At 54.6% G+C, this 21941-nt stretch carries 16 protein-coding genes; 3 read left to right on the top strand and 13 right to left on the bottom strand.

What is annotated here, in order from left to right; translation table 11 throughout:
- Positions 1-44: 44 nt before the first annotated feature.
- From ACIQAL_RS26440 to ACIQAL_RS26450, 3 genes are read right to left on the bottom strand one after another with little or no spacing between them, the layout of a single operon-like run.
- Positions 45-3374 (bottom strand): glycosyltransferase, encoded by a 3330-nt coding sequence (locus tag ACIQAL_RS26440; protein ID WP_401150546.1) that lies wholly within the window; start codon positions 3372-3374, stop codon positions 45-47.
- A gap of 3 nt (positions 3375-3377) precedes the next feature.
- Positions 3378-4637: an ABC transporter ATP-binding protein gene (locus ACIQAL_RS26445; RefSeq protein WP_401150547.1), complete on the bottom strand. Its 1260-nt coding sequence runs from the start codon at positions 4635-4637 to the stop codon at positions 3378-3380.
- Positions 4637-5419: an ABC transporter permease gene (locus ACIQAL_RS26450; RefSeq protein WP_401150549.1), complete on the bottom strand. Its 783-nt coding sequence runs from the start codon at positions 5417-5419 to the stop codon at positions 4637-4639. Before ACIQAL_RS26450 ends, ACIQAL_RS26445 begins: the two co-directional genes overlap by 1 nt.
- 367 nt (positions 5420-5786) lie before the next feature.
- Between ACIQAL_RS26450 and ACIQAL_RS26455 the strand changes: the two genes are divergently transcribed.
- Positions 5787-7118, top strand: a complete 1332-nt coding sequence (locus tag ACIQAL_RS26455; RefSeq protein WP_401150551.1) for a DEAD/DEAH box helicase — start codon at positions 5787-5789, stop codon at positions 7116-7118.
- A gap of 164 nt (positions 7119-7282) precedes the next feature.
- Here ACIQAL_RS26455 and ACIQAL_RS26460 read toward each other — a convergent pair whose 3' ends face one another.
- The 8 genes from ACIQAL_RS26460 to ACIQAL_RS26495 all read right to left on the bottom strand — a co-directional run bounded on the left by ACIQAL_RS26460 (position 7283) and on the right by ACIQAL_RS26495 (position 17033).
- On the bottom strand, positions 7283-8704 hold the full coding sequence (locus tag ACIQAL_RS26460; RefSeq protein ID WP_401150552.1) for an MBOAT family O-acyltransferase: 1422 nt from the start codon (positions 8702-8704) through the stop codon (positions 7283-7285).
- Between the two features lie 35 nt (positions 8705-8739).
- Positions 8740-9945, bottom strand: coding sequence for a hypothetical protein (locus tag ACIQAL_RS26465; RefSeq protein WP_401150554.1), 1206 nt, complete (start codon positions 9943-9945; stop codon positions 8740-8742).
- 210 nt (positions 9946-10155) lie between these two features.
- Positions 10156-11277 carry a glycosyltransferase family 4 protein gene (locus ACIQAL_RS26470; RefSeq protein WP_401150555.1) on the bottom strand — a complete coding sequence of 374 codons (1122 nt, stop codon included), beginning with the start codon at positions 11275-11277 and terminating at the stop codon, positions 10156-10158.
- Between the two features lie 179 nt (positions 11278-11456).
- Complete coding sequence (locus ACIQAL_RS26475; RefSeq protein WP_401150557.1) at positions 11457-12896, bottom strand: mannose-1-phosphate guanylyltransferase/mannose-6-phosphate isomerase; 1440 nt, start codon at positions 12894-12896, stop codon at positions 11457-11459.
- 194 nt (positions 12897-13090) lie between these two features.
- Entirely contained in the window at positions 13091-14203 is a 1113-nt protein-coding gene (locus tag ACIQAL_RS26480; RefSeq protein WP_401150558.1) for an acyltransferase family protein, read from the bottom strand.
- Between the two features lie 117 nt (positions 14204-14320).
- A complete protein-coding gene (locus ACIQAL_RS26485; RefSeq protein ID WP_401150559.1) occupies positions 14321-15442 on the bottom strand; it encodes a hypothetical protein in 1122 nt (373 codons plus the stop codon).
- 83 nt (positions 15443-15525) lie between these two features.
- Positions 15526-16242 carry an ABC transporter ATP-binding protein gene (locus tag ACIQAL_RS26490; RefSeq protein ID WP_401150561.1) on the bottom strand — a complete coding sequence of 239 codons (717 nt, stop codon included), beginning with the start codon at positions 16240-16242 and terminating at the stop codon, positions 15526-15528.
- Positions 16243-16244: 2 nt separating this feature from the next.
- Positions 16245-17033, bottom strand: a complete 789-nt coding sequence (locus ACIQAL_RS26495) for an ABC transporter permease (protein WP_401150563.1) — start codon at positions 17031-17033, stop codon at positions 16245-16247.
- A 441-nt stretch (positions 17034-17474) separates the two neighbouring features.
- On the opposite strand from ACIQAL_RS26495, the gene lapG reads away from it, so the two are divergent.
- On the top strand, positions 17475-18164 hold the full coding sequence (gene lapG / locus ACIQAL_RS26500) for a cysteine protease LapG (RefSeq protein ID WP_401150564.1): 690 nt from the start codon (positions 17475-17477) through the stop codon (positions 18162-18164).
- A 14-nt stretch (positions 18165-18178) separates the two neighbouring features.
- A complete protein-coding gene (gene lapD / locus ACIQAL_RS26505; RefSeq protein ID WP_401150565.1) occupies positions 18179-20125 on the top strand; it encodes a cyclic di-GMP receptor LapD in 1947 nt (648 codons plus the stop codon).
- Between the two features lie 295 nt (positions 20126-20420).
- Here lapD and ACIQAL_RS26510 read toward each other — a convergent pair whose 3' ends face one another.
- Together ACIQAL_RS26510 and ACIQAL_RS26515 are read right to left on the bottom strand one after the other, a co-directional pair.
- Positions 20421-20759: an EamA family transporter gene (locus tag ACIQAL_RS26510; protein ID WP_166597526.1), complete on the bottom strand. Its 339-nt coding sequence runs from the start codon at positions 20757-20759 to the stop codon at positions 20421-20423.
- The gene (locus tag ACIQAL_RS26515) at positions 20756-21748 is read right to left on the bottom strand and encodes a glycosyltransferase family 2 protein (protein ID WP_401150567.1); all 993 of its coding nucleotides are present in this window, start codon (positions 21746-21748) and stop codon (positions 20756-20758) included. The genes ACIQAL_RS26510 and ACIQAL_RS26515 overlap by 4 nt, the downstream gene beginning before the upstream one ends.
- Positions 21749-21941 lie beyond the last annotated feature (193 nt).

Here is a 21941-nt window from a genome sequence, read left to right on the forward strand (position 1 = left end):
CAGACAGCTATGACGCGATAGCTGTCGGTGGTGAATTAAGTCTGCTACGCCATTTGATTCAGGTCCTGAGAATAAGACTTGCAAGACTCGATGGCTCTATTTTTTGCAATGAAGTAAGCATTGTGTAGCTGCATATGTCGGTCCTTTCTTGTCGAAAAATCGGCAGGTGTCCTAAATAGAGAAGTGGTTTTGGCAACGTAAGAGAACGTATTGTTAAAACCATACCTTAACCATAAATTCCAATCTTCCAGGTGGTCCATGTCAGTCTCAAAACCACCTCTGTTTAAAAATAGGCTTCGTTTGAATAGAAGGGACTGAATCGGGATGAAGTTATGATCAAGTAGTATGTTGTAATCAAACGAATGCTTGAAGGTCTCGGGTTCCACATGGCTGATCTCATCATAATGGCCTTGATCATCTACGTTGGTTGCGATTTCAATAGACTGGGAATAGGCAGCCGCCGCTTTTGGATTGTCTAGCAACGAAGAAACGAGCACTTCGACATGGTCCGAAAATAAAAGGTCATCATCGTCGAGGAACATGCAATATTCGCCGGTTGCCATTTCCAAGCCATAATTTCCGGTGACTGATCGGCCGACTTTTTCAAGGCCGTAGTACCGAATGGTTACGCCTGGCATGGTCATAAATTCGGCGACCAAAGGCTGTGTTGTCTTCCCGCCGTCCTCCACAATGATCAGTTCTATGTTTGGGTAGGTTTGGTTTATGACCGAGATGATTGACTGCCGAAGAAACTTTTCGCGTTTTCGATAAGTGCGTGTTACGACGGTCACTTTTGGGAGCGCGCTCAGCGATTTTCCTACCGGCCAAAATGCCCCGCCACGCGTCATCTCATAATCAAATGCGCGAAACGGGTAGCCTTCGTCTCCTCTAGGCCCTTTGCCTTTGGAAAAATGCACAACATTCTTGACGAAGGTGCAAGCATTGGAAATGAGATGCCGACGTGCATTCGTGTACGCACTGGGGCTGAAAAGCAACCATCCTTGTAACAACAGTCCAGCAATTCTGTCTGTTATGTTGCCATATCGCCAGCGGATATAAAGATTAGCGAGTGTGCTGCCTCTGTACTGCAGAGGTTTGACCTGGGCTTCCGTCTCGTAAGTGTAATGGTGCACGAGCGCGGAAGGGCAATATTTTAGCCTGTACCCATATGAGCGAAATCGATAAGAAAGTTCTACGTCCTCTCCATACATGAAGATTTTTGGCTCGTAACCGCCGCAGCTTAAGTAAGCGGATTTTCGGATCAAAACACAGGCGTGCGATGACCAGTTAACCTCGAGTGTGACCGGATCATAATATTTGGGATGTTCATACGGGGCTTGGCGTGCCTCCCAAGACGCGATCTCGCAATTCGCGTCTTCGCTCGCGGCTGCGACAAGTGCGTGAATGGCCTGGTCGGTGAATTCGATGTCTATATTCGTGACCAGGACGAACTCTGCCTCTGAACTCCTCATTACGCGGTCGTGACCTCCGCCAAAACCCACGTTGGCGCCTTCCACAATCTGAAACTTTGCCACAGCCCCCGAGAGCTGTTCACGCCAGCGCTCTAGCAGCCGAACAGTGTCATCGGTTGATCCGTTGTCGACGAAATACAATCTGACTTTATTCAGCGGATACGCTTGCGTTGTTAGAGAGTTGATGAAGCGGTCGACCCATTTGGCGCTGTTGTACGTGACGATCGACACATCAATGATCGGCTCATTGGGCGCTGAACGTCTTGGGGTCAAGGAGTAGGAAAAGCGCCGCTCTGTCAGTACTTGTAACGCCTTAGCATTGTTTTTTGATTGAAACGTAGCAGAAACTGTCTTTTTAGCGTATGCGCTCGCGCGTTCAAGTCTGATCTTCAAAATCAACAAAAAAGGTTTTCGTTGATAATAATCGCGTAGAAAAACTCGACACTCGCCGAGCTTTTCTGATGCCGCCCGCAACGGCCGAGTGGCCCGCCATGAGTTAGAGCGCTCCATCGCTGTAAGACATTGTGTCAGCCAATTGATCTGAGCTTGCATTTCAGCTTTGCAGGCAGTGGTTTTGGCGCTCAGGCGAGCAAACTCGGCTTTGTGTGCGTTGTTTATATTTTTTAACCGATTGACAAGCGTGTACTGCTGGAAACCATCACTCTTTTCAACGTCCCTTGTATTCGCAAGCCGAGAGCCTTGATATTTCAGCTTCTCGAAATGGCAAAGGGGTTCGATAAACTGAGCAGGCGAAAGAAAATAGTTTCGCTCCGCAAAATAAAGTGCTCGCGCCCTGAGCTCCAGAGCAGGCGTGAAAGAGTTCCTGTGGTTATCCCAAGCTTCGGGCAATGCGCACGGGTTCGGAACGTCGACAGTCAGTCCAATATTGGAGTACGCGGCGTCTCCCAAAACATAAACGGCTTTTCCTGCCAGAGCTGCTTCGAAACCGGCAGATGAGTTGAGGGTGAAGACGACTTCCGCTGAACCTATCAGTTTTTCGATAGAGGCAGCCTTGTCTGCAACTGTTACGCCGTCTGGGAGATGCGGAAGGTCATCCAGCGGGTGGGGTTTGACCGTTATGGACATGCCGGAAGGGGCGACGGCCTTGAGTACGCAGTTGACAAAGTCCGCCATCGCCGGAAACGGCGAGCCTGTGATGGCGTTGGAGTCGTCCCTTACTTGAAGCAGAATCAGGCATCCGGACGGACGCGCGCTTCCTGGTGGACAATAGAGCTCTTCAAGTGCCCTTAACCTCGCGATCGCGCTTTCCAGATTCGACGCTCGACTGCATGCGTTGGATTGAGGGAATTGCGCCTGGAAACTGCTACGAGCATTGACGCCGCAGGGGTCCGAGAAGTAGGTCAGAGGATTTGGCGCACGAAGCATTCCTAATTCGTTGAAAAGGAGACTGATGTTGTACTCCGAACACGCGGTCTTGAGTGCGCTGTCAAAGTTCCAACAAAAAACCAGATCTGGCTGGGCGCGATGCATCAGGGTGCGCACAAATTCTTCGTGGAATTCAGGTGATCGACCACTCAGGATCCCAGCCCAATCTTGCAACCAGTCAGTACGCATCCAGTCGGGGTATGAGCACGCCAGCGTAGCGGGACTTATCCATTCGTGAGCAAACTCCGGATACTCACGGTGGAGCTCGTCGGTGCCAACGAATACACAGTCCCAGCCGTCGACAGCAAACTGATCAGCTAACGGGAGGTAAACGTCTACGATACTGCTGAAAAGTGTCGGGCGCTCCCGCAGAACCATTGGCAATGTGTAAAACATGACCTTTTTGTTCTGATGCGTGCCACTTGTCTTTGCTGGTAGCAGCGCCTGGTTCTTGCTGATCGGTGCAATCGCCCTTCGAGGGGAGGAGGCGAGACCGTCTTTTTCCGGCAATGGCATAAATTACGTAACCTTGATCATGTTAGCAGTAGAGGGGCAAAAGGCGGCACCGACCACCGTGCGTGAACTTGTAATAGTGATTTTTCTCAGGGGCCATCTCTGATCGAGTTCAACTCTTTCTGGACCCAGATGCGCCATGCCGATAAATAAAAAATATTCGCCAGGTGCGATGTGCAATGGAAAGTTTAAGATTAATTTATAATCTCCACGTTCCAAATTTAACGTTTGACCTGCCAGTAATGTATTGTCCCCGGCGACGTCCAGTCCCTTGATGTTTCTCAGGGACCAGCCTACGACGACGTTATTCAGCGTTTGTGCAGACTGGATATAACAGCGCATCGTAACCCAGTCTGATGGTGAAAATTGATTGCTGACGTTGCCATCGGCTGTGATAAAGTCGACCGCGTTTATTTTTGCTTGACCTGAACCGAATCTCACCTCGGAGATGTCACCCAGTTCTTGTTCATAGCAGATGTCATTCTGCATAGGCGGGGCCGTGCAAAGCGGAATCGCACCGTTATTGCGCGCCTGTTTTTCATAATTTTTTGCAGCGGTTAATACGTCGTGGCTGTATTCGATTAGTCGCCCTTGATCCATGACGATAACGGCTTGGCAGAACCGGATCACAGATTGTGTGTCGTGAGAAACAAAAAGAATGGTTGTGCCGCGAAGTTGCATTTCCTGCATTTTCAACATGCACTTCAGTTGGAATCCTGCATCCCCTACGCTCAGCGCTTCGTCAATGATCAGTATGTCAGGGTCGACATTGATGGCGACGGAAAATGCAAGGCGTGCAAACATTCCGCTACTGTAGACTCGGACAGGTTGCTCAATAAAATCTCCTATATCAGCAAATTGCAGAATCTGCGGAAGACGTTTTTTCATTTCTGATGCGCCATAGCCCATCAAAGCCCCTTGAAAATAAATATTTTCCAGCCCTGTGTATTCGGGGTTGAAACCTGCGCCGAGCTCCAGCAGGGACGCTACACGCCCTGTGATTTGAACTTCGCCTTCACTGGGCGTTAGTACCCCGGTGAGGATTTTCAAAAGCGTGCTTTTACCTGCGCCATTTCTCCCTAATATGCCAACTGTTTGACCTTTCGCTACGTTGAAACTGATGTTGGATAAGGCATGAAACGCACGGTGTCGCGGTTTTCCTGAAAATGACAGTGCCTCCAAAAAACGATCAACAGGCTTCTTGTACAGCTTGTATTGTTTTCCTACGCCCGTCACGGCTATGACTTGAGTTGGTGAATTTTCCATCACATAACGTCCGAGAAGTGAGGCCTGAGTTTTTTAAATGTATATCGACTCGCCGATGCCAACATAACCACTCCAGACCAGAACAGAACGCTTTGAATCGGATGTTCCCAGAACCAGATGCCTCTGATCATGGAGTCTCTGAAGCCTTCAACGATGTAGGTAAAAGGATTCAGATAAAAGTATTGGCTCACTGAGCTCGAAAGTGCCTTGATGTCCCAAAATACGGGCGTTAACCAGAATCCGAGCTGAGTCATCATCGCTATAATTTGTGACAGGTCTGGAAAAAATATGACGATCGCGCTGGTAAGCCACGCCAATGAAAGGAGGAGTGCAGAAAGACAGGCCACGTAGTAGCCCAATTGAAGCCAGTGTGCTGAGGGTGAATATCCATATGCCAAAAATAATCCGAATAGAATGCAAATGAATAGGCAATGTACGGCGAGTGCCGACGCTATTTTAACGATCGGTAGGAGTGAAACGTTGAACACAATTTTTTTGACCAGAAAGCCATTGTCTTTTACCGCATGGCACCCGGTGTTCAGCGACTCGGCTATGTAGAACCAAGGGATCAGCCCGCACGCCAGCCATAGTAAAAAAGGATAGTCATGGTGTGGAGGAACTTTGAATCCGTACTCGAAAACGAACCATAAAATCAGCGCGGTTGCACAGGGTTGAATAAGCACCCAGAGAAAACCGAGATAGTTGGTGAGGTATCGGGCCTTAAGGTCGTTGATAATCAGGCTCAATAATATAGGTAAGTGTTTAGGTGTCTCGGTAGACATGTGTGTCCCGGGGTTCTATTGGCGGATTCAAGAGTCCAGGCAATACCTGGGCGATTTGTATATTCAAATGATTGGGATTTTCATTTCCGGCGAGTGCAAGTTTACCGGGTTTAAACACGAGATGTTTCTTGAAATTTTGTGGGACTTTTCCCGCTCGCATGTTTTTTCTTTGAAACTTCTTACGTCATTTTTAGGAAGATTCTTATCTCTTATTACAATGGCAGAGCCAGTGGATGCCGTTCACTTGTGGTATTCGTACTGATTGCTGCTGCACTGGTGCGAGCAGATCATGGCCTAGACAGGTTAAACTGCGCGCCATTGGCTCTTCACAGCCCTAATGCGCTGACCTTTTTCCAACGGTAATCCCATGACATTCGCTTCTCTTGGCCTGATCGAACCCCTGCTGCGCGCGCTTGATGCGCTTGGCTACCAGACGCCCACCCCTGTTCAGGCCAACGCCATTCCTCCCGTGTTGGAGGGCCGTGATCTGATGGCCGCTGCGCAGACCGGCACTGGCAAGACCGCAGGTTTCGCTCTGCCGTTGCTGCAACGCTTGACGATGGAAGGCCCGAAAGTAGCGGCCAACTCGGTGCGGGCATTGGTGCTGGTGCCGACTCGCGAGCTGGCAGAGCAGGTGCATGAAGCGATTCACCAATACGCGGAACACCTGCCGCTGGCCACCTATGCGGTTTATGGCGGCGTGAGCATTAATCCGCAAATGATGAAGTTGCGTCGCGGTGTCGATGTGCTGGTGGCCACGCCGGGTCGTTTGCTCGACCTGTATCGTCAGAACGCGGTGAAGTTTTCTCAGGTTCAGACGCTGATCCTCGACGAAGCCGATCGCATGCTCGACCTGGGTTTTTCCGAAGAACTGCGTGATATCTACGCCGCGCTGCCGAAGCGTCGCCAGACGTTGCTGTTTTCCGCCACGTTCTCCGATTCGATCCGCGTGCTGGCGGGGCAGATGCTCGATAACCCGCTGAGCATTGAGGTCAGCCCACGCAACGTTGCGGCGTCGTCGGTCAAGCAGTGGGTGGTGACGGTCGACAAGAAGCGCAAGAGCGAGCTGTTCATTCATCTGTTGAAGAAGCAGCGCTGGAGCCAGGTGTTGGTGTTTGCGAAGACGCGTGTCGGCGTCGATCAGTTGGTGGATCGCCTGCAGGGCCTGAGCATCAACGCCGACGGCATTCATGGCGACAAGCCGCAGGCGACCCGTCAGCGGGCGCTGGATCGTTTCAAAGCGGGGGAAGTGCAGATTCTGGTGGCCACTGATGTGGCGGCTCGCGGTCTCGACATCGATGACCTACCAACTGTGGTTAACCTCGACCTGCCGATCGTCGCGGAGGATTACGTGCACCGCATCGGTCGCACGGGGCGTGCCGGGCAGACGGGGGAAGCGATTTCGCTGGTCTGTGCGGACGAAGTCGAGCTGCTCAGCGCCATTGAAGTGCTGACGCGCCAGACCCTGCAACGTCGCGAAGAACCGGATTTTATTCCTGAACACCGCGTTCCCACGACGGATGCCACTGGGCAGATTCTGAAAAAGCCGAAGAAGCCGAAGAAACCAAAAGTCAGCGGCAGCAAGCGCAATCTGGGCAAATGGGTCGATAGCGGCGAAGTTGCTGCCGACGTGCCCGCCGCAAAGCCCGTGCGAAAGGTGCCGGTCTTCAATACCGGTCCGAGGAAGCGTAAGCCCTGAACCCTATGTTCGTGGGACTGGCGCGCAAGCGCGGTGAGACGAGCACCGCGGTCGCCCTTGAGACGCCGTGCCGAGGTTCTATCAGCTGCTCGTGCAGCAGCGCTGTTTCAAGCTCCAGCGTGCACGCCAGTATGATCCGGCGTGCGACGGCAGGTGCCTTACGATCAGAATTGGAAGTAAATGAACGGATTGAATCCTGACTCCACGACCGATATTGCTGAGCAAAGGTAAAGCGCCAGGCAACCAAGCGCGATGCATTTCCGGTAGCGGATGGCTTTGGTTCTGAGGCGATAAAAAGAACCGTCACTGACGAAGCAAATCACGACCGCCAGTACTAATAGAGCCAGTGTTTTGTAATCCTGCAATGCGCTGTTGCTGGCTACCCAAAGATGCAGCTCGTTCCCATGCCCGAACATGGCCGACCAAAACCTGATCGCCTCGTCCATGCTCCCCGCCCTGAAAGGCACCCAAAGCAGCGTTGCAAGAATGAAAACGGGAAAGCTACCCAGTTTGAGTGCGCGCAAGTTAATCCAGCCTGCACGTTCTGCGACGATCAATAGGCCATGACCCACGCCCCACACCAGAAATGTGTAAGCGGCCCCGTGCCACAGGCCGCAGAGCAGGAATACGATGAACAGGTTTCTCAGCGTCGTCGTTTTGCTGGCTCGGTTACCTCCCAGTGGTATGTAGAGATAATCCCGGAACCACCGAGACAGGGTCATGTGCCAACGTTGCCAAAACTCGGTGATACTCGTTGCAGCATAGGGACGATTGAAGTTTTTGGGGAATCTGAACCCCATCATTCTTGCCATGCCGATTGCCATATCGGTGTAGCCGGAAAAGTCAAAATAGATCTGGAACGAGTAACAAACCGAACTCAGCCAGGCTGAATAAGTGGTCAGCTCAAGGTCCGGGCGATGACCCAGCGTCACGACATTCCCCAAAGGGTCGGCAATCAGAATCTTTTTGCTCAGGCCGATAATGAAAATAACCAGACCCCAAAACAGATCACTCTGCACGATTATTCGCCGACGCACATGCAGCTGTTCGGCAATTTCAGAAAAGCGGACGACAGGCCCTGCGATCAGGTGCGGGAAGAGAAAAATGTAGATCGCAAAGCGATGCAGCGCTTTCTCGGGTTTGATGCTGCCCCGGTAGACGTCGACGATGTAGGAGATGAAGTGAAATGTGTAGAAGGAAATGCCAAGCGGCAGGGCCAACGTCCATCTTTCAATGACGGTACCCATGTTCATTCCGGTCGTATCCATCCACACCTGCAAAAAGAACAGCAGGTATTTATACATCGCCAGTGGAAGCAGATTCAGAGCCACTGCGGCCAGCAAGATGGTTTTACCGACCCTTCCGCCTGGCGAGCGTTTCCGTGAAGCATCGAGGCAGAAAGCGATTACCCAGTTCGCCGCCAGCATGACGATTGCGACTGCGGTCAACGCCCCGGCACCAAAGACATAAAACCCGATACTTGCGATCAGGATCAGGCCGTTTCGCAGTGTCTTGGGGACCACTAAATAAGTGAGATAGAACAACGGAAAGAAAATGAACAGAAAAACTGGTGAGGAAAAAACCATAAGAAGCTACCAATACCGTGACAGTTGATGTGGGCTCAGGAGCCCAGTCCTCTACGCTGGAAGGCTGACCAGTGCTGGATTTGCAAATCCAGAATCTGCACGATCAGGTACTTGCATCTGCCACGGATCAGCGTCGGGACTTCTGACATGTCGCGTGTCCGATCCAGCTTGGTGAAGGATTGGAAGTAATCCGCGATCCCCGCTTCGAGCATGCCGTCACTGAAACTGTTTCCGAACATGCATGCTGAAGGAAGCAGCCCCTTGTCAGTGATCGTATTCGTCTCGGACTCCAATCCGGTCTTCGAGGCGTCCATCGGCGTTTTTTCATGCACTTCCGCCCAAGCATGATTCAGCTGTGGCTCGAATACAGAATCCCGTGCAAAAAGACGGGCAGAAAAACGCGCATCGGAACCCGCGTAGGGTTTGAGGCTGTAATCCATAGGATGTGACCAGGAAAGGGTTGAACCTTCCCAGCGTGCGATGGTGTTGACGATATCCTTCGAAACCGCCATCGCGGACATATTGGTCCAATGGAAGTCTTGCCTATAGAACGTCGGCGTCGTGACTTGAAGTTTGTCGAGAATGCCAACGACATCCACCACGTTCAGTTGCGGCTCATTATTCAGCTGCGTGTACAGGCTGAAGAAATGGCTCGAACGGTCGAGCTTGGGTGCGAAGAACGGAAGGCGGTTTGGCCAAAAGTATTCTTTCTGCAGGGGTGTAACGAACAGCGTCGTGACCCCTTCGGCCTTGAGTGCGTTGGAGAAACTAATCATTCCTCGCCGCACGTAGTCAGCGTTACCAGGAGTTGTCAGAAAATTCTCTACTGCAGGTAGCTCGATATCCAGAAGATGTCGGCCATAAATTTCTTTGCCCGATGCAAAGTACACGCGAGAGGACGATTTGAACAAACGATAGTCGAGTTCGTTTTTTGAGCGAATCATCAAGTCTCTGAAAGCGAGACGATCTCCGAACCATTTTTCGAAGTGGTGATAATTTTTATCGCTGTCGTACCAATGGCCCTCCCACGATTGTGGAAAAATCATCAAAGGTCGCAGCTCTTGAACCGGCTCCACAACAGAGTGATACCACCGAACTACGGAGTTGGACTCGATGCGGTCCTGTTTCCAGATCGAGATGATCGTTGCGATCAGTGGAATGATAGAAAGGAGCAGGAACGCTGTAACAAAATAAAGTTGAAATCGACTTCGATAGGCAAACTGATGGGCTTTCCGGCGCATTAAACGTCAAATCCTCTGACACATCATGAATAGATTGCGCCCCGTCACAGAATGAGGTGAGTGACCGTCGTTAGCGATATGAGGCGCGCGGAAGTATACAGGCCAAGCGGCTCTCAATGAGCTGTTTTCACACGAACCGTCTATGCCGTAAATTTTGTAAGCCGATGCTTCACCGGGCATAACGTCCTATGGCAAAAGCCCTTGTGAGGCTCACCGCCTGTTCACAACTTCCTGATACAGCGCCGCATAAGACCGCACCATCTTCTCCGCCGTGAACACTTCTTCATAACGTTGAGCCGCCTTGGCGCCCATGCGGCTGGCCAGTTCCCGGTCATGCCACAGGGTGTTCATGGCCGCTGCCAACGCATTCGAGTCACGGGGCGGGACGACCAGCCCGGTTTCATTGGCAATGTTGATGAACGTCGTGCCGCTGCCCATTTCGCAGGAAATCATCGGCTTGCCATACATCGCGCCTTCCAGCAGCGAAATGCCGAACGACTCCGAACGCAGGTGAGACGGGAAGACGAACGCTTCGCACAGCGCGAGGAGTGCGTTTTTGTCCTCGTCACCCAGTCCGCCCAGGAAGGTCACGTTGCTCAGCCCAAGCGCAGCGGCCTTCGCCTTTAACTGCTGCTCTTCGTACCCGCCGCCCATGATCACGACGGGCAGCTTCGTCTGATGCGCCGCTTCGAGGAGGAAATCCAGGCCTTTGTAGTAACGCAATGCGCCTACGAACAGGAAGAAACGCTCGCCCAATTGCTGTTTCCAGTCCGCCAGTCTGGAGGGGGAGGGCGCCGGGTAGGTCGCGCGGTCCAGGCCATACGGAATGATCTCGACCTTGTCTTTGAAGCGGGTCAACACCTCACTGCTGGCGGCGTAATTCGGGGACGACGCCACAATTCGGTCAACACTCCCGAGAAAGCGGTTCATCAGCGGCGAATACAGCTTGAGCAGGGTTTTCTGTTTGACGATGTCCGAGTGGTAGCTCACCAACGAGGGCTTCTTCATCCGTGTCGCGAAGTGCGCCACGTCCATATAGGGCCATGGAAAGTGGTAATGCACGACGTCTGCCTGAGCCGCCAGCGCTTTGAAATCCCGAATCCCGGACAGCGAAAAGCCTGTCGACGCAACATGGAAATCCTGTTTCGAGCGATGGGTAATGTGATTGCCCACGGTCTGATTGCGAGCCGAGCCGTTGGCGCTCAGGTACAGCACTTGCGGCTCGATGCCGTAGACCGCGCTGCCTTGCGCCAGCTGAAAAATGACTTGCTCGATCCCGCCGCCCGGTGTTTCCGGGTAGTAGGTTTTGAAGAAGTGTAGAACTTTGATCATTGCTGTTCCGAACGTACGAATGCAGGTGCGTGGCCGGTGTCGTGCGTGAGAGCCGGCATCGAAGGACGCTTTTCACTGACGGGCAGAAAAAACGCCTCGATTGAAGATGGGAGAGCCGGTTGCGCTCGTGACAGAGAGGCAACCGGCTGCGCGGTCAGAGCAAGACAGACCTCGTCTGGTCAGTTGGCGCGACCGTAGACGTCTTCGAAACGCACAATATCGTCTTCGCCCAGGTAATCGCCGCTCTGCACTTCGATCAGCACCAGGTCGATGACACCAGGGTTGCTCAGGCGGTGTTTGTGACCGGCGCGGATGAACGTCGATTCGTTGGTGTTGAGCATCAGTTCCTGGTCATCGTTAACGATCACGGCCATGCCGCTCACAACGATCCAGTGTTCGCTGCGGTGATGGTGCATTTGCAAGGACAGCGATGCCTTGGGCTTGACCACGATGCGCTTGATCTTGAAGCGCTCACCGTTTTCCAGCGTGGTGTACGTGCCCCACGGGCGGTGCACGGTGCGGTGCAGGAGGTGCAGGGTGTGGCCGGCTTTCTTGAGTTGGCCGACGATGTTCTTGACGTCCTGCGCGTGGTCTTTATGCGCAATCATCAGCGCATCGGGGGTGTCGACGACCAGCAAATCTTGAACCCCGACCAGCGCGGTCAGACGGTCTTCGCTGTTGACGTAGTTGTTCTTCGCGCCGTGAGACAGCACTTCACCTTCGAAGCGGTTGCCGTTTTCGTCTTCCGGGGTCAGCTCGCTGACCGCGTTCCACGAACCGATATCGCTCCAGCCGATGTCGCAGGCGACGGTCACGACCTTGTCGGAACGCTCCATCAGCGCGTAGTCGATGGAAATGTCCGGCACGTCGCCGAACGAGGCCGGGTCGAGCGCCAGGCAGCGATAGCGATCGGCCTGGGTCAGACGCGAACGCTCCATGGCAACCGCAACGGCGCTGAGCACGTCCGGCGCATGTTTGGCGAACTCTTCCAGCACAGTCCCGACCTTGAAGCAGAACATGCCGGAGTTCCAGAAGTAGTTGCCCGCCGCCAGATAAGACTCGGCCGTGGCCAAGTCCGGTTTCTCGACGAACCGGGCGACCTGCAAGCCGCCGTTCGAGTCGATCGGCGCGCCCGCTTCGATGTAACCAAAGCCGGTTTCAGGGTACTGAGGCTTGATGCCGAAGGTGACCAGGAAGCCCTTTTCCGACAGCTGAACCGCTTTGGCAACGGCTTGGGCGAACGCTGTTTCGTTTTGAATGAGGTGGTCGGCGGCCAGGACCAGCATGTGGGCGTCGGAGCCGTGAGCTTCTTTCAATTGCAGGGCGGCCAGGGCGACGGCGGCGGCGGTGTTGCGGCCGAAAGGCTCAAGGATGTAGCTCTGAGCAACGCCGCTGGTATTCACGGTCCGGTACTCGTCTTCTGTCTTGAAGAGCAGTTCGCGGTTAGTGACTGTCAGTACTTCCGAAACACTGTCCAGCGCCGCAGCACGCAGAAAGGTTTTCTGAATCAGGTTCTGTCCGTCAGGCAGGGTCATGAAAGGTTTGGGATGGGCCTCGCGAGAAACGGGCCACAACCGGCTACCAACGCCGCCAGACAAAATTACGGGTATCAATCCCATGGTTTCCAATCCTTAAAGTGCCAAATGGTTGCAATCTGCGGTAACAACGCCATGCGGGCTCGCGGCACTGTCCGATGTGCTCGACTCTGCGAATTCACAGGGGAAAAGCCCTGCGGTACAACCGGATTTACGGGGCTTCGCCGCATTCTGGAGGGCTGCAAGAATACCAGAGAACGGCAGTCGAAGCTGCCTGCTCAGGGACTCATCATCCGTTTGGTATTGGCAAAAGCGGCGAGGATCATGATCCGAAAAACTTTCTTTTTGCGCTCGACCAGATACCCAAGGATGAAAACCGGAATGAGCGTGCCCAGATAAACGAGCCCCCTCAGGTCGGGACTATAGAAATCGCGGGTTTGTCCCAACTCCGCGTGCCAGAAGGTCAGCAGCGGGTGGTGGATGATATACAGGCTGAAGGTGTAGGCAGCGAGTTGCCGAATGATCGTTGGTGCACGCCCGCGGGCATTGAACGACATGAGCAGACACAGCTTACGAACCGCGAACAAGTGCGCTGCGACCAATACGGCAAGCAGATAGCCCCAGCCGCAATTGGCAGCGCCGTCCAGTCCATGGCCCAAGAAACGTTCGATGTGCATACCGACCAGAGGGTACGACCAGTCTCGAGGATTGCTCAGTTGCAGGGTGAGAAACACCACGGGTGGCAGAATACACAGCGCCCACAGCATGGGACGCCCCGGATTGATTCGATCTCTGCAGTGATAGGCAGCGACCCCAGCGAGCCATATCGGCATCACCAGCCACTGTTTGGGCCCCGTCAGCAGCAGCGCAAGCAGCACCAGCCCCACTCGCCAATGACCGCGCGTGAACATGGCCAGTCCGTAGATCACGTAACACCACACTTCGAATGCCAGGCTCCAGTACGGACCGTTGCCGAAGGGGCGAATGTCATCCCACCAGAACTCGCTGGTGAAGGAGAGCGTGCGGATGACGTAGTAGGCCGGCGCATCGAGTTGAAAAGCGTCAGGATGAAGTGTGGGATTCGTGGCGTTGCCCAAGCTCATGAGCAGCCACGACAACACCACGGCGACGGCGGCCACGGGGAAGATTCTCGCGATGCGGTTCACGCTGTATGTCAGACCATCCCGCTCTTTCGTGTCGACAGCATGGCTGATGACGTAGCCGGACAGCACGAAAAACACCACCACCGCGTCATAACCGAAATTGTAGCGGTCTGTTATCGCCCCCAAGGCCGCCGTGAGTGGGTAATGCGAAACCAGCACCGTGACGGCGGCCACGACACGAAGCAGGTCCAGATAAACCGAAAATGAATCAGGCATTTTGGCGGGCATCAAAGTGCTCCCGGCATCGGATGGGCAAGGACAGGTGTCTGAACGCGCCGGCGTTCGCGGTGTACACATTCAGTCGATGTGCCTCCGGCTCGGCAATGTTGGAGTGAAGGGTGTGATCTACACCGCTGGCCGACTCAATTGGTCGAGGTAAAAACGGGTCTGCAACGCGGCGTGATCCTTCGCGGACAGCGACATCATCGGTGGGTGGTAGGTGTCGTAGTGAATCGTTTTGAGTCGCAGCTCTTCCACGTTGCCGATCTCGAAAAACTCGTAGTCGTCGCGCAGCTTGAATTTCATGTAGTCCACAAACGCAAAATTTCGGGAAATGATCATGCGCTTTGACAGCTCTGCCACTTCGCTGCAGATCGCCGAAGCTTCCTGCCCGACTTCTCGATAGGGAAGCCAGGAAAAATCCACGCCGGCGATCGCCTTGTACATGGCTGCATCGTCGACGCTGCCCATGAAAAACGTGCGCCCCAAAACTTTGTGTTTCCTCGCGAGGTTGACCAGTTGGTCGATCTGCGAGGTGTCGGATTGTTTGATGGCGGTCGGGTGTAGCCCTGAAAAAATCAGCAATTTGTGATTGTCGGGGAGCCTGGCGATGCACTGGATCGCGTAATCGAAGCCCTTATAGCCGCCGAAAAAACCGAAAACGCCGATCAGACGGTCATCCTCCTCCAGGCCGAGCCGGCTGATGAGCTCCTCGCGACAGGCCGGATGGTCGTATTCAGATTTTTCTTTTTCTGTCGTGTAGCAAAGCGGATGGCATTCAACGTTGACCAATTTGAAGCGCTGTTGAAGAACGCGCTTTGTGGTTTCGGTGTGCACGATGACTTTGATCTTGTGTTCGCGGATGAACTGAAACAGGCCTAGCTCATAACGCGCCGTTTTGCTGGACCGCCAACTTCTGGCGAAGTCCATGACGGTAGAGCGGGGGCGAAATACCAGCCTTGCGAGCGAAGGCAGCGCGACATCCGCCGAGCTGGATCGGCTGAATACGGTGTGGAATGTGATCGTCGAATTGGGATTGGCCGACAACAGGCGTTTGATACGTTGAATCGAGATGCCGATGGAATCTGAAAACAGTCCGTACTCGCATTGGATCGAAACCGCGTCAAATGATTTGAGCTGTTCACAGATCGCCCCAATGAATTGATCAGCTTCTGCGTCAGAGGCACCAAAACTTTTTTTAAGTTCTTGCGGTGGCAGTTCAAAAATCGACACTTCATTGTCCGGCATCAAGTTTCGGTACAGGACTTCGGAAAACCGCGCGATCCCGCATTCGAGTTTGTAGGATGAAACGATTGCTATCTTCATGGCGGTTATCCGATGAGAAAGTCTTCGGTTATTTTTCCGTGTTCGAGTCTGATGCCGCGATTGCAGACGCTGTTAATCAGTTCTGGAGAGTGAGAGGCCAATACCAGAATCGATGCGTTGGACGTCATCTCATTCAGGCGCGTGTTGGCCTGCTCCTGGAACTGCGCATCGCCCACGCCCAGCCATTCGTCCATCAAAATGATGTCCGCAGGAAACGCCGTCGAAATGGAAAACCCCAGGCGCACCAGCATGCCGGACGAATAGGTTCGTAGCGGTAGGTTCAGGTAGTCACCCAGCCCCGAAAATTCGGCGATGTCGTTGATCGTTTGTTTGATCTCGCTCGGTTTCACGCCGAGGATCGCGCCGCGCAGGAAGATGTTTTCATAGCCCGTTGCTTCCACTTCCATGCCCAGCGTGAGGTCGAGGAGGGAGGTAATTCTTCCTGAAGATCGAAGCTCGCCAAGGGTGGGCCAGTAAACGTTGGCCATCACTTTGAGCAGCGTGCTTTTGCCTGAGCCGTTGTGCCCCAGCAGCCCGATTCTCTCGCCGGGCTGAACCTCAAGATTGACGCCATCCAGCGCCCGAATGCTCAGGTGGTGGCTGGCGTTTTCACCGATGCGCCCCCCGGTGACCCACGACAGCGCGTCCTTTTTGAAGGAGCGGCGGCCGACATCGAGAATCGGGTAATCGACGGTGACACCTTCTGCGATCAGATACGCCATGGTCAGACCCAGTAAGGAATGTGTTTGCGATTAAGAAAGAGCATCGAAAGCGCGATGCCCCACAGCACTGCGCCCATTGCCAGAACCAGCCCGGCCGATGCAGCGGGAAACAGGCCGTTGAGCATGGGCTCGCGGACCAGGTCGATGAGGTAGACGAAGGGGTTGTAGCGAATTACTTCGCTCAGACCGGCCAGTTGGGCGGGGTGCCACATGACGGGCGTGATGAAGAACAGCAGCTGCATCGCGCTGGTGACCATGGGTAGGACATCGCGGTAGCGTGCACAGATCACCGCCAATAATGCGGCAAAGGGAGTGAGGGCGAAGACCACCAGCACGATGCCCAGGATTGAGCACAGCAGCCCAAACCAGGTCAGGTAGCCGTACCACATCAACAGCGGAATCAGAATGATCCAGCTGTGCAGAAAGATCAGCGTATTGCGAAAGGCGACCCGGAAAATATGGGTCAATATCGGCATGCTGATTTGTTTGATGATGTGCGCGGAGTTGATGATCGCGCTCGCACCTTCATTGATGAAGGTCAGAATGAATGTCCAGACAATGATGCCGCAGGCGAGGAAGGGCAGATATTCCTTGAGGTCCAGATTCAGGAGCCGTGAATACACCAGCCCCAAGCCACCGACGAATAACAGGGAGGTCAATGTGATCCAGAACGGTCCAATGAACGAACGGCGATAGCGCCCTTTGATGTCGTGCAATGCCAGCAGATACCACGCGTGCCAGCCGTCGCTCAGTGCAGAAAACTCCCTTTTTAAAAATCCTTTTATGGTCACTCTACATCCTCGGGTTTTATATCTTCGCTGGGCTGCTTATTGATCGTATGAAACGGGCGAAAACACTTCCCCGCGCGCGTTCGATGGGAAAGTTAGAATCAAAAAATGGAAGGCTGTCACTGTATTGATCAGCACGGGTAATTAAGTGCAGCAGGCCCGCATGATCGTAGTCATTCACCTTGGCACGACGAATGTCGCGGATGAATATAAACTCGTACTGAATCAGACACCTCAGGCGCTGCAAGTATAGGGGGAATTCCCCAAGTGCTGGCAACTTCGAAGTTGTCTTCGTTGAGATTGTTTCGCTATAGAGCGCGGGCTTTATTGATCTAATGTTTTTGAGGGACTTCGAACGGATGATTTCACTGCGCCATTGTCTTTTTCCCCTCGACCCCTCACCATCGCTTTCCGGTTATCCGTTTGCCTGATGGACTCAACGAATTGGCAGTACGTTCAGCTCATAAGCGCCCAGGGTTGTGGTGGCTTTTGGCGCTTGCACTGGCGTGCACGGCGTGTACGAGCTATCTGGCGGCGGATTGGGATTTCGCGCTGATCAGCAGAAGAGCCGAAGCGCTGTACGGTCCGTTAGGGGCTGGCAAGCAACGGATCGACGCCTGGCAGAATCTGCTGGCGACCGAGAAGCAGGTCAGCGAGATGGACAAGCTGGCGGTGGTGAATCAGTTCTTCAATAAACAGATGCGTTACGAAGAAGACATCGACCTGTGGCATGAGGTCGATTACTGGTCCACGCCCATCGAGTCGCTGTGGAAGGGCGCGGGCGACTGTGAAGACTACGCCATCGCCAAATATTTCAGTCTGCGTCGGCTGGGCGTTCCAAGCGAGAAATTGCTGATCACCTACGTCAAGGCGTTGCGCCTCAATCGTGCGCACATGGTGCTGACCTATTATTCGAGCCCCAATGCGATGCCGCTGGTGCTCGACAGCCTCATCAACGAAATCAAACCCGCCAGCGAACGGACGGACCTGTTGCCGGTTTACGCCTTCAATGCCGAAGGGCTGTGGCTGCCGGGTGCGCAGGGCAATAAGAAAGTGGGCGATACCAAGCGCCTGTCGCGTTGGCAGGACGTGTTGAAGAAAATGGCCGCCGAAGGCTTCCCGACCGAGCCTTAGAATTAGGAGTACTGATGTCTCTGTTCAAACAGCTGTTGATCGCTATCTGTCTGTTTCTGGTTGTCGCGTTTGCGGGCAGTTTTGTCGTCAGCCTGGAAAGCTCGCGGGCGCAGTACGTCAATCAGCTGCAGTCTCACGCGCAAGACGCCGCGACGTCGTTGGCGCTGTCGCTGACCGCCAACATCGACGACCCGGCGATGGTTGAGTTGATGGTGACGTCGATTTTCGACAGCGGCTATTACGCCAGTATTCGCGTGGTGGACCTGGCGACCAATGCGGTGATCGTCGAGCGCAGCGCGGAGCCTGACAATCAAGGCGTGCCGCAATGGTTCATCAACGCCATCGGCCTGGCACCGGGAGGCGGTGAAGGGATCGTGAGTCGCGGCTGGCAACAGACCGCGCGAGTCGAGGTGGTGAGCCATCCAATGTTCGCATTGGCCAAGCTGTGGCAGAGCGCATTGGGCAGCCTCGGCTGGCTGGTGTTGTGCGGCATCGTTAGCGCATTGCTCGGGGCGCTGCTGCTGCGTCGTCAACTCAAACCGCTGGATTACATGGTTGCGCAATCCCAGGCGATTGCCCGTCGCGAGTTTCTGACGCTTCCGGAGTTGCCGCGCACGCCTGAGCTGCGTCGGGTGGTGCAGGCGATGAACCAGATGGTCGATAAACTCAAGGCACTGTTCAAGGAAAGCTCGGAGCGCAGCGAGAAACTGCGCGTTGAGTCATATCAGGACAGCCTGACCGGTTTGTCGAACCGGCGGTACTTCGACATGCAGCTCAAGGCCCATGTCAGCAGTCAGGAAGAGCATCGAGCGGGCCATCTGCTGCTGTTGCGCGTGCAAGATCTAGCGGGTCTGAACCTGCGCCTGGGCGGCAAGCGCACCGATGCCCTGCTGATCGCGGTCGCACAGATGCTGCTCTCGCACTGCGAGAAATATCCGAAAATCCGGAACCTCATCAGCCGTTCGCGGGGCGGTGAGTTCGCGGTGCTGGCGCCGGGCATGGCCCGTGAAGAGGCGCTGGCGCTGGTTCACGATCTGGAATTGGCGCTCAAAACACTCGAAGCCACCGGGGCGTCCGACGTGTCGCCTGTCGCGCACATGGGATTGGCGCCCTATGTTCCCGGCGAGGCACCGCTGACGTTGCTGGGGCTGGCGGATCAGGCACTGGCACAGGCCGAAACCCAAGGCGAGCAAACCTGGAGTTACGTCGAGAACGGCGAAGTCGCGCCTAGCGGTGATGATCAGCACACGTGGCATCGCGTGCTGGATCATGCGTTGACTCATGGTGGCTTCGAGCTGTTCTTCCAGCCGGTGGTCGGCACGCGTGATATCACGAAGGTGCTGCATTACAAGGCGTTGTCGCGGCTGGTGAACGAGCAGGGCGAAGCCGTTCCGGCTGGGCGTTTCCTGCCGTGGATCGAGCGGTTCGGCTGGTCGAGCCGGTTGGACCTGCTGATGCTGCACCAAGTGCTCAAGCACCTTCAGACCCACGACCAGTCATTGGCGCTGAACCTGTCTGCCGCGACGTTGAGTGACCCTGCGGCGCTGGACCAAGTGTTCGACGCGCTGCGTCAGCATCCAAAACTGGCAGGGCGGCTGACCATCGAGATTGGTGAGGAGCAATTGCCTGAACAGGCGGTGCTGGAAAAACTCACCCGTCGCCTGCAGGCCGCTGGCTTCACGTTGGCGCTGCAGCGGTTTGGTGGCCGCTTCAGCATGATCGGTAACCTGGCGCACCTTGGGTTGGCGTATTTGAAGATCGACGGCAGTTACATCCGCGCCATCGACGAAGAAAGCCACAAACGCCTCTTTATAGAAGCCGTGCAGCGGGCGGCGCACAGCATCGACCTGCCCTTGATCGCCGAGCGGGTCGAGACCGAGGGCGAGCATTTGGTGATTGCCGAGATGGGAATCGAAGGGGTGCAGGGGCAGTTGTTTGGTGATCCGGCGCCTTGGAAGTGACACACCGCATGCTCCGGATTTGCTGCCGCTTCGCGGCAGATCGCAGGCAAGCCAGCTCCTACGCCTTTGGCAGAAGCGGGCGTGGTGTGAGGCCGTGATTCAGGCAGAGTGGGGTCATGATGAGACAACGATTCAGCGAGGTCGGGATGGGTTGCGATCCAGGCTGAACGGGAATCTGCGACGCGGCCTGGCTCTTGAATCTGGCCAAAGGCCGTGGGAGCTCGCTTGCCTGCGATCTGCTGCGCAGCGGCAGCAAACCTGCCAGCACCGTTTATCTGTCCCACCCCCCATCACATCACGCCTTAACGGTAATGACGATCCCGGCAATGATGACCGCAACGCCCACAAAATACTGGCTCTGGAATTTTTCGCCGAAGACGAAGTAGCTGCCGATGGGGACCAGCACGAAGGCCAGGGCCATCAGTGGGTACACCTTGCCCAGTTCGACCTTTTGCAGCACCCAGACCCAGGCCAGGGTCGTCACGCCGTACAGCGCGAATGCCGAGAACAGCGTCATCAAAGTGCCGGGGTCAAACAAGTTGCCGGTCTTATGCAGCGAAGTGGCGCTGAGTTTGAACAGGATCTGCCCGCCCGCAATGCCCAGCACGCAGATCAGCGCGACGAAATAAATCATGGTTTAACACCTTGGCCGAGAAGTTTTTTCTTCTTGTGCAAATGAAGAACGCGGCGAGGAACGGACGCGATGTCCTGCCCCAAAAACGCCAGAATGAACTGCGTGCCCACGATGATTGGCAGCGCCGAAAGCATCACGGTGCCTGGCGTCGTCTGGATGCCGGAGCTCAATGCGCCGATCCAGTGGCTGACGCCGAACAATGTGCCAGCCAGTACCAGGAGAACGCCGACCGGCAGCTCGATAGAAGCGAGGGACATGTCGCGCAGGTAATAGTTGTAGAACACGCGCTTGCTCATGTTTCGGATGTGCTTGACCAGAAACTCGCCCACGACCTTGGAAATCTTCAGGTTGCTGACTTCGTCGTCGTACTTGGCATCCATCGGAACGTCGATCACCACGGCCCGCAGGATGTTCAGGCGGAACAGCATGTCCGTTTCGAAGAAATAGCGTTGGCTGATCTTCTTCATCGGCAGGTGAGACGCGACGTTTGCATGTATGGCTGTAAAGCCATTGGTCGGGTCGAACAGATCCCAGTAACCGGACGACAGTTTGGTCATGAACGACAACGTCGCATTGCCGAAGAGCCGCATTTTCGGCATCTGACGAATCTCTTCAAGGTCGAAGAAACGGTTGCCTTTGGTGTAGTCCGCTTCGCCATTGGCAATGGGCAATACGAAGTCCGGGATCAGCGCCGGGTCCATCTGCCCGTCGCCATCGACCTTGACGATGATGTCGACACCATCGGCAATGGCGGCCTCGTAACCTGTCATCACGGCGCCGCCGACACCTTGGTTGACAGGGCAGACGATGACGTTGACCCGTGGGTCGGTGCAGTTGGCCTTGACGAATTCGCCCGACTGATCAGGGCAGCAGTCGTCGACCACGTAAATGACGTCGACCTCCTCACCGATGTTTTGGAGGACACCCAGAATGTGGGCTTTGACTTTATAGCTGGGAATGACGACAGCAATTTTTGAAGAGTGAATCATTGCTAATCCTTAGCGGAGTCGAACAGGCGGCTGTTCTTGTAATGGATCAGACCCGGCTGCGCTTAACCGTCGGTCGGACGTAGTCAAATGATTGTCATCGAAGGCGGCGATCAGGAGTCGAACGACTACGCTTGATCCCCTACCGCCTGTCGCATGGTCTCCTGCGCGACGATCCATACGGCGTTGCGAGGCA

The sequence above is a fragment of the Pseudomonas sp. NPDC088368 genome (assembly GCF_044753445.1).
Lineage (GTDB): Bacteria > Pseudomonadota > Gammaproteobacteria > Pseudomonadales > Pseudomonadaceae > Aquipseudomonas > Aquipseudomonas bambusae.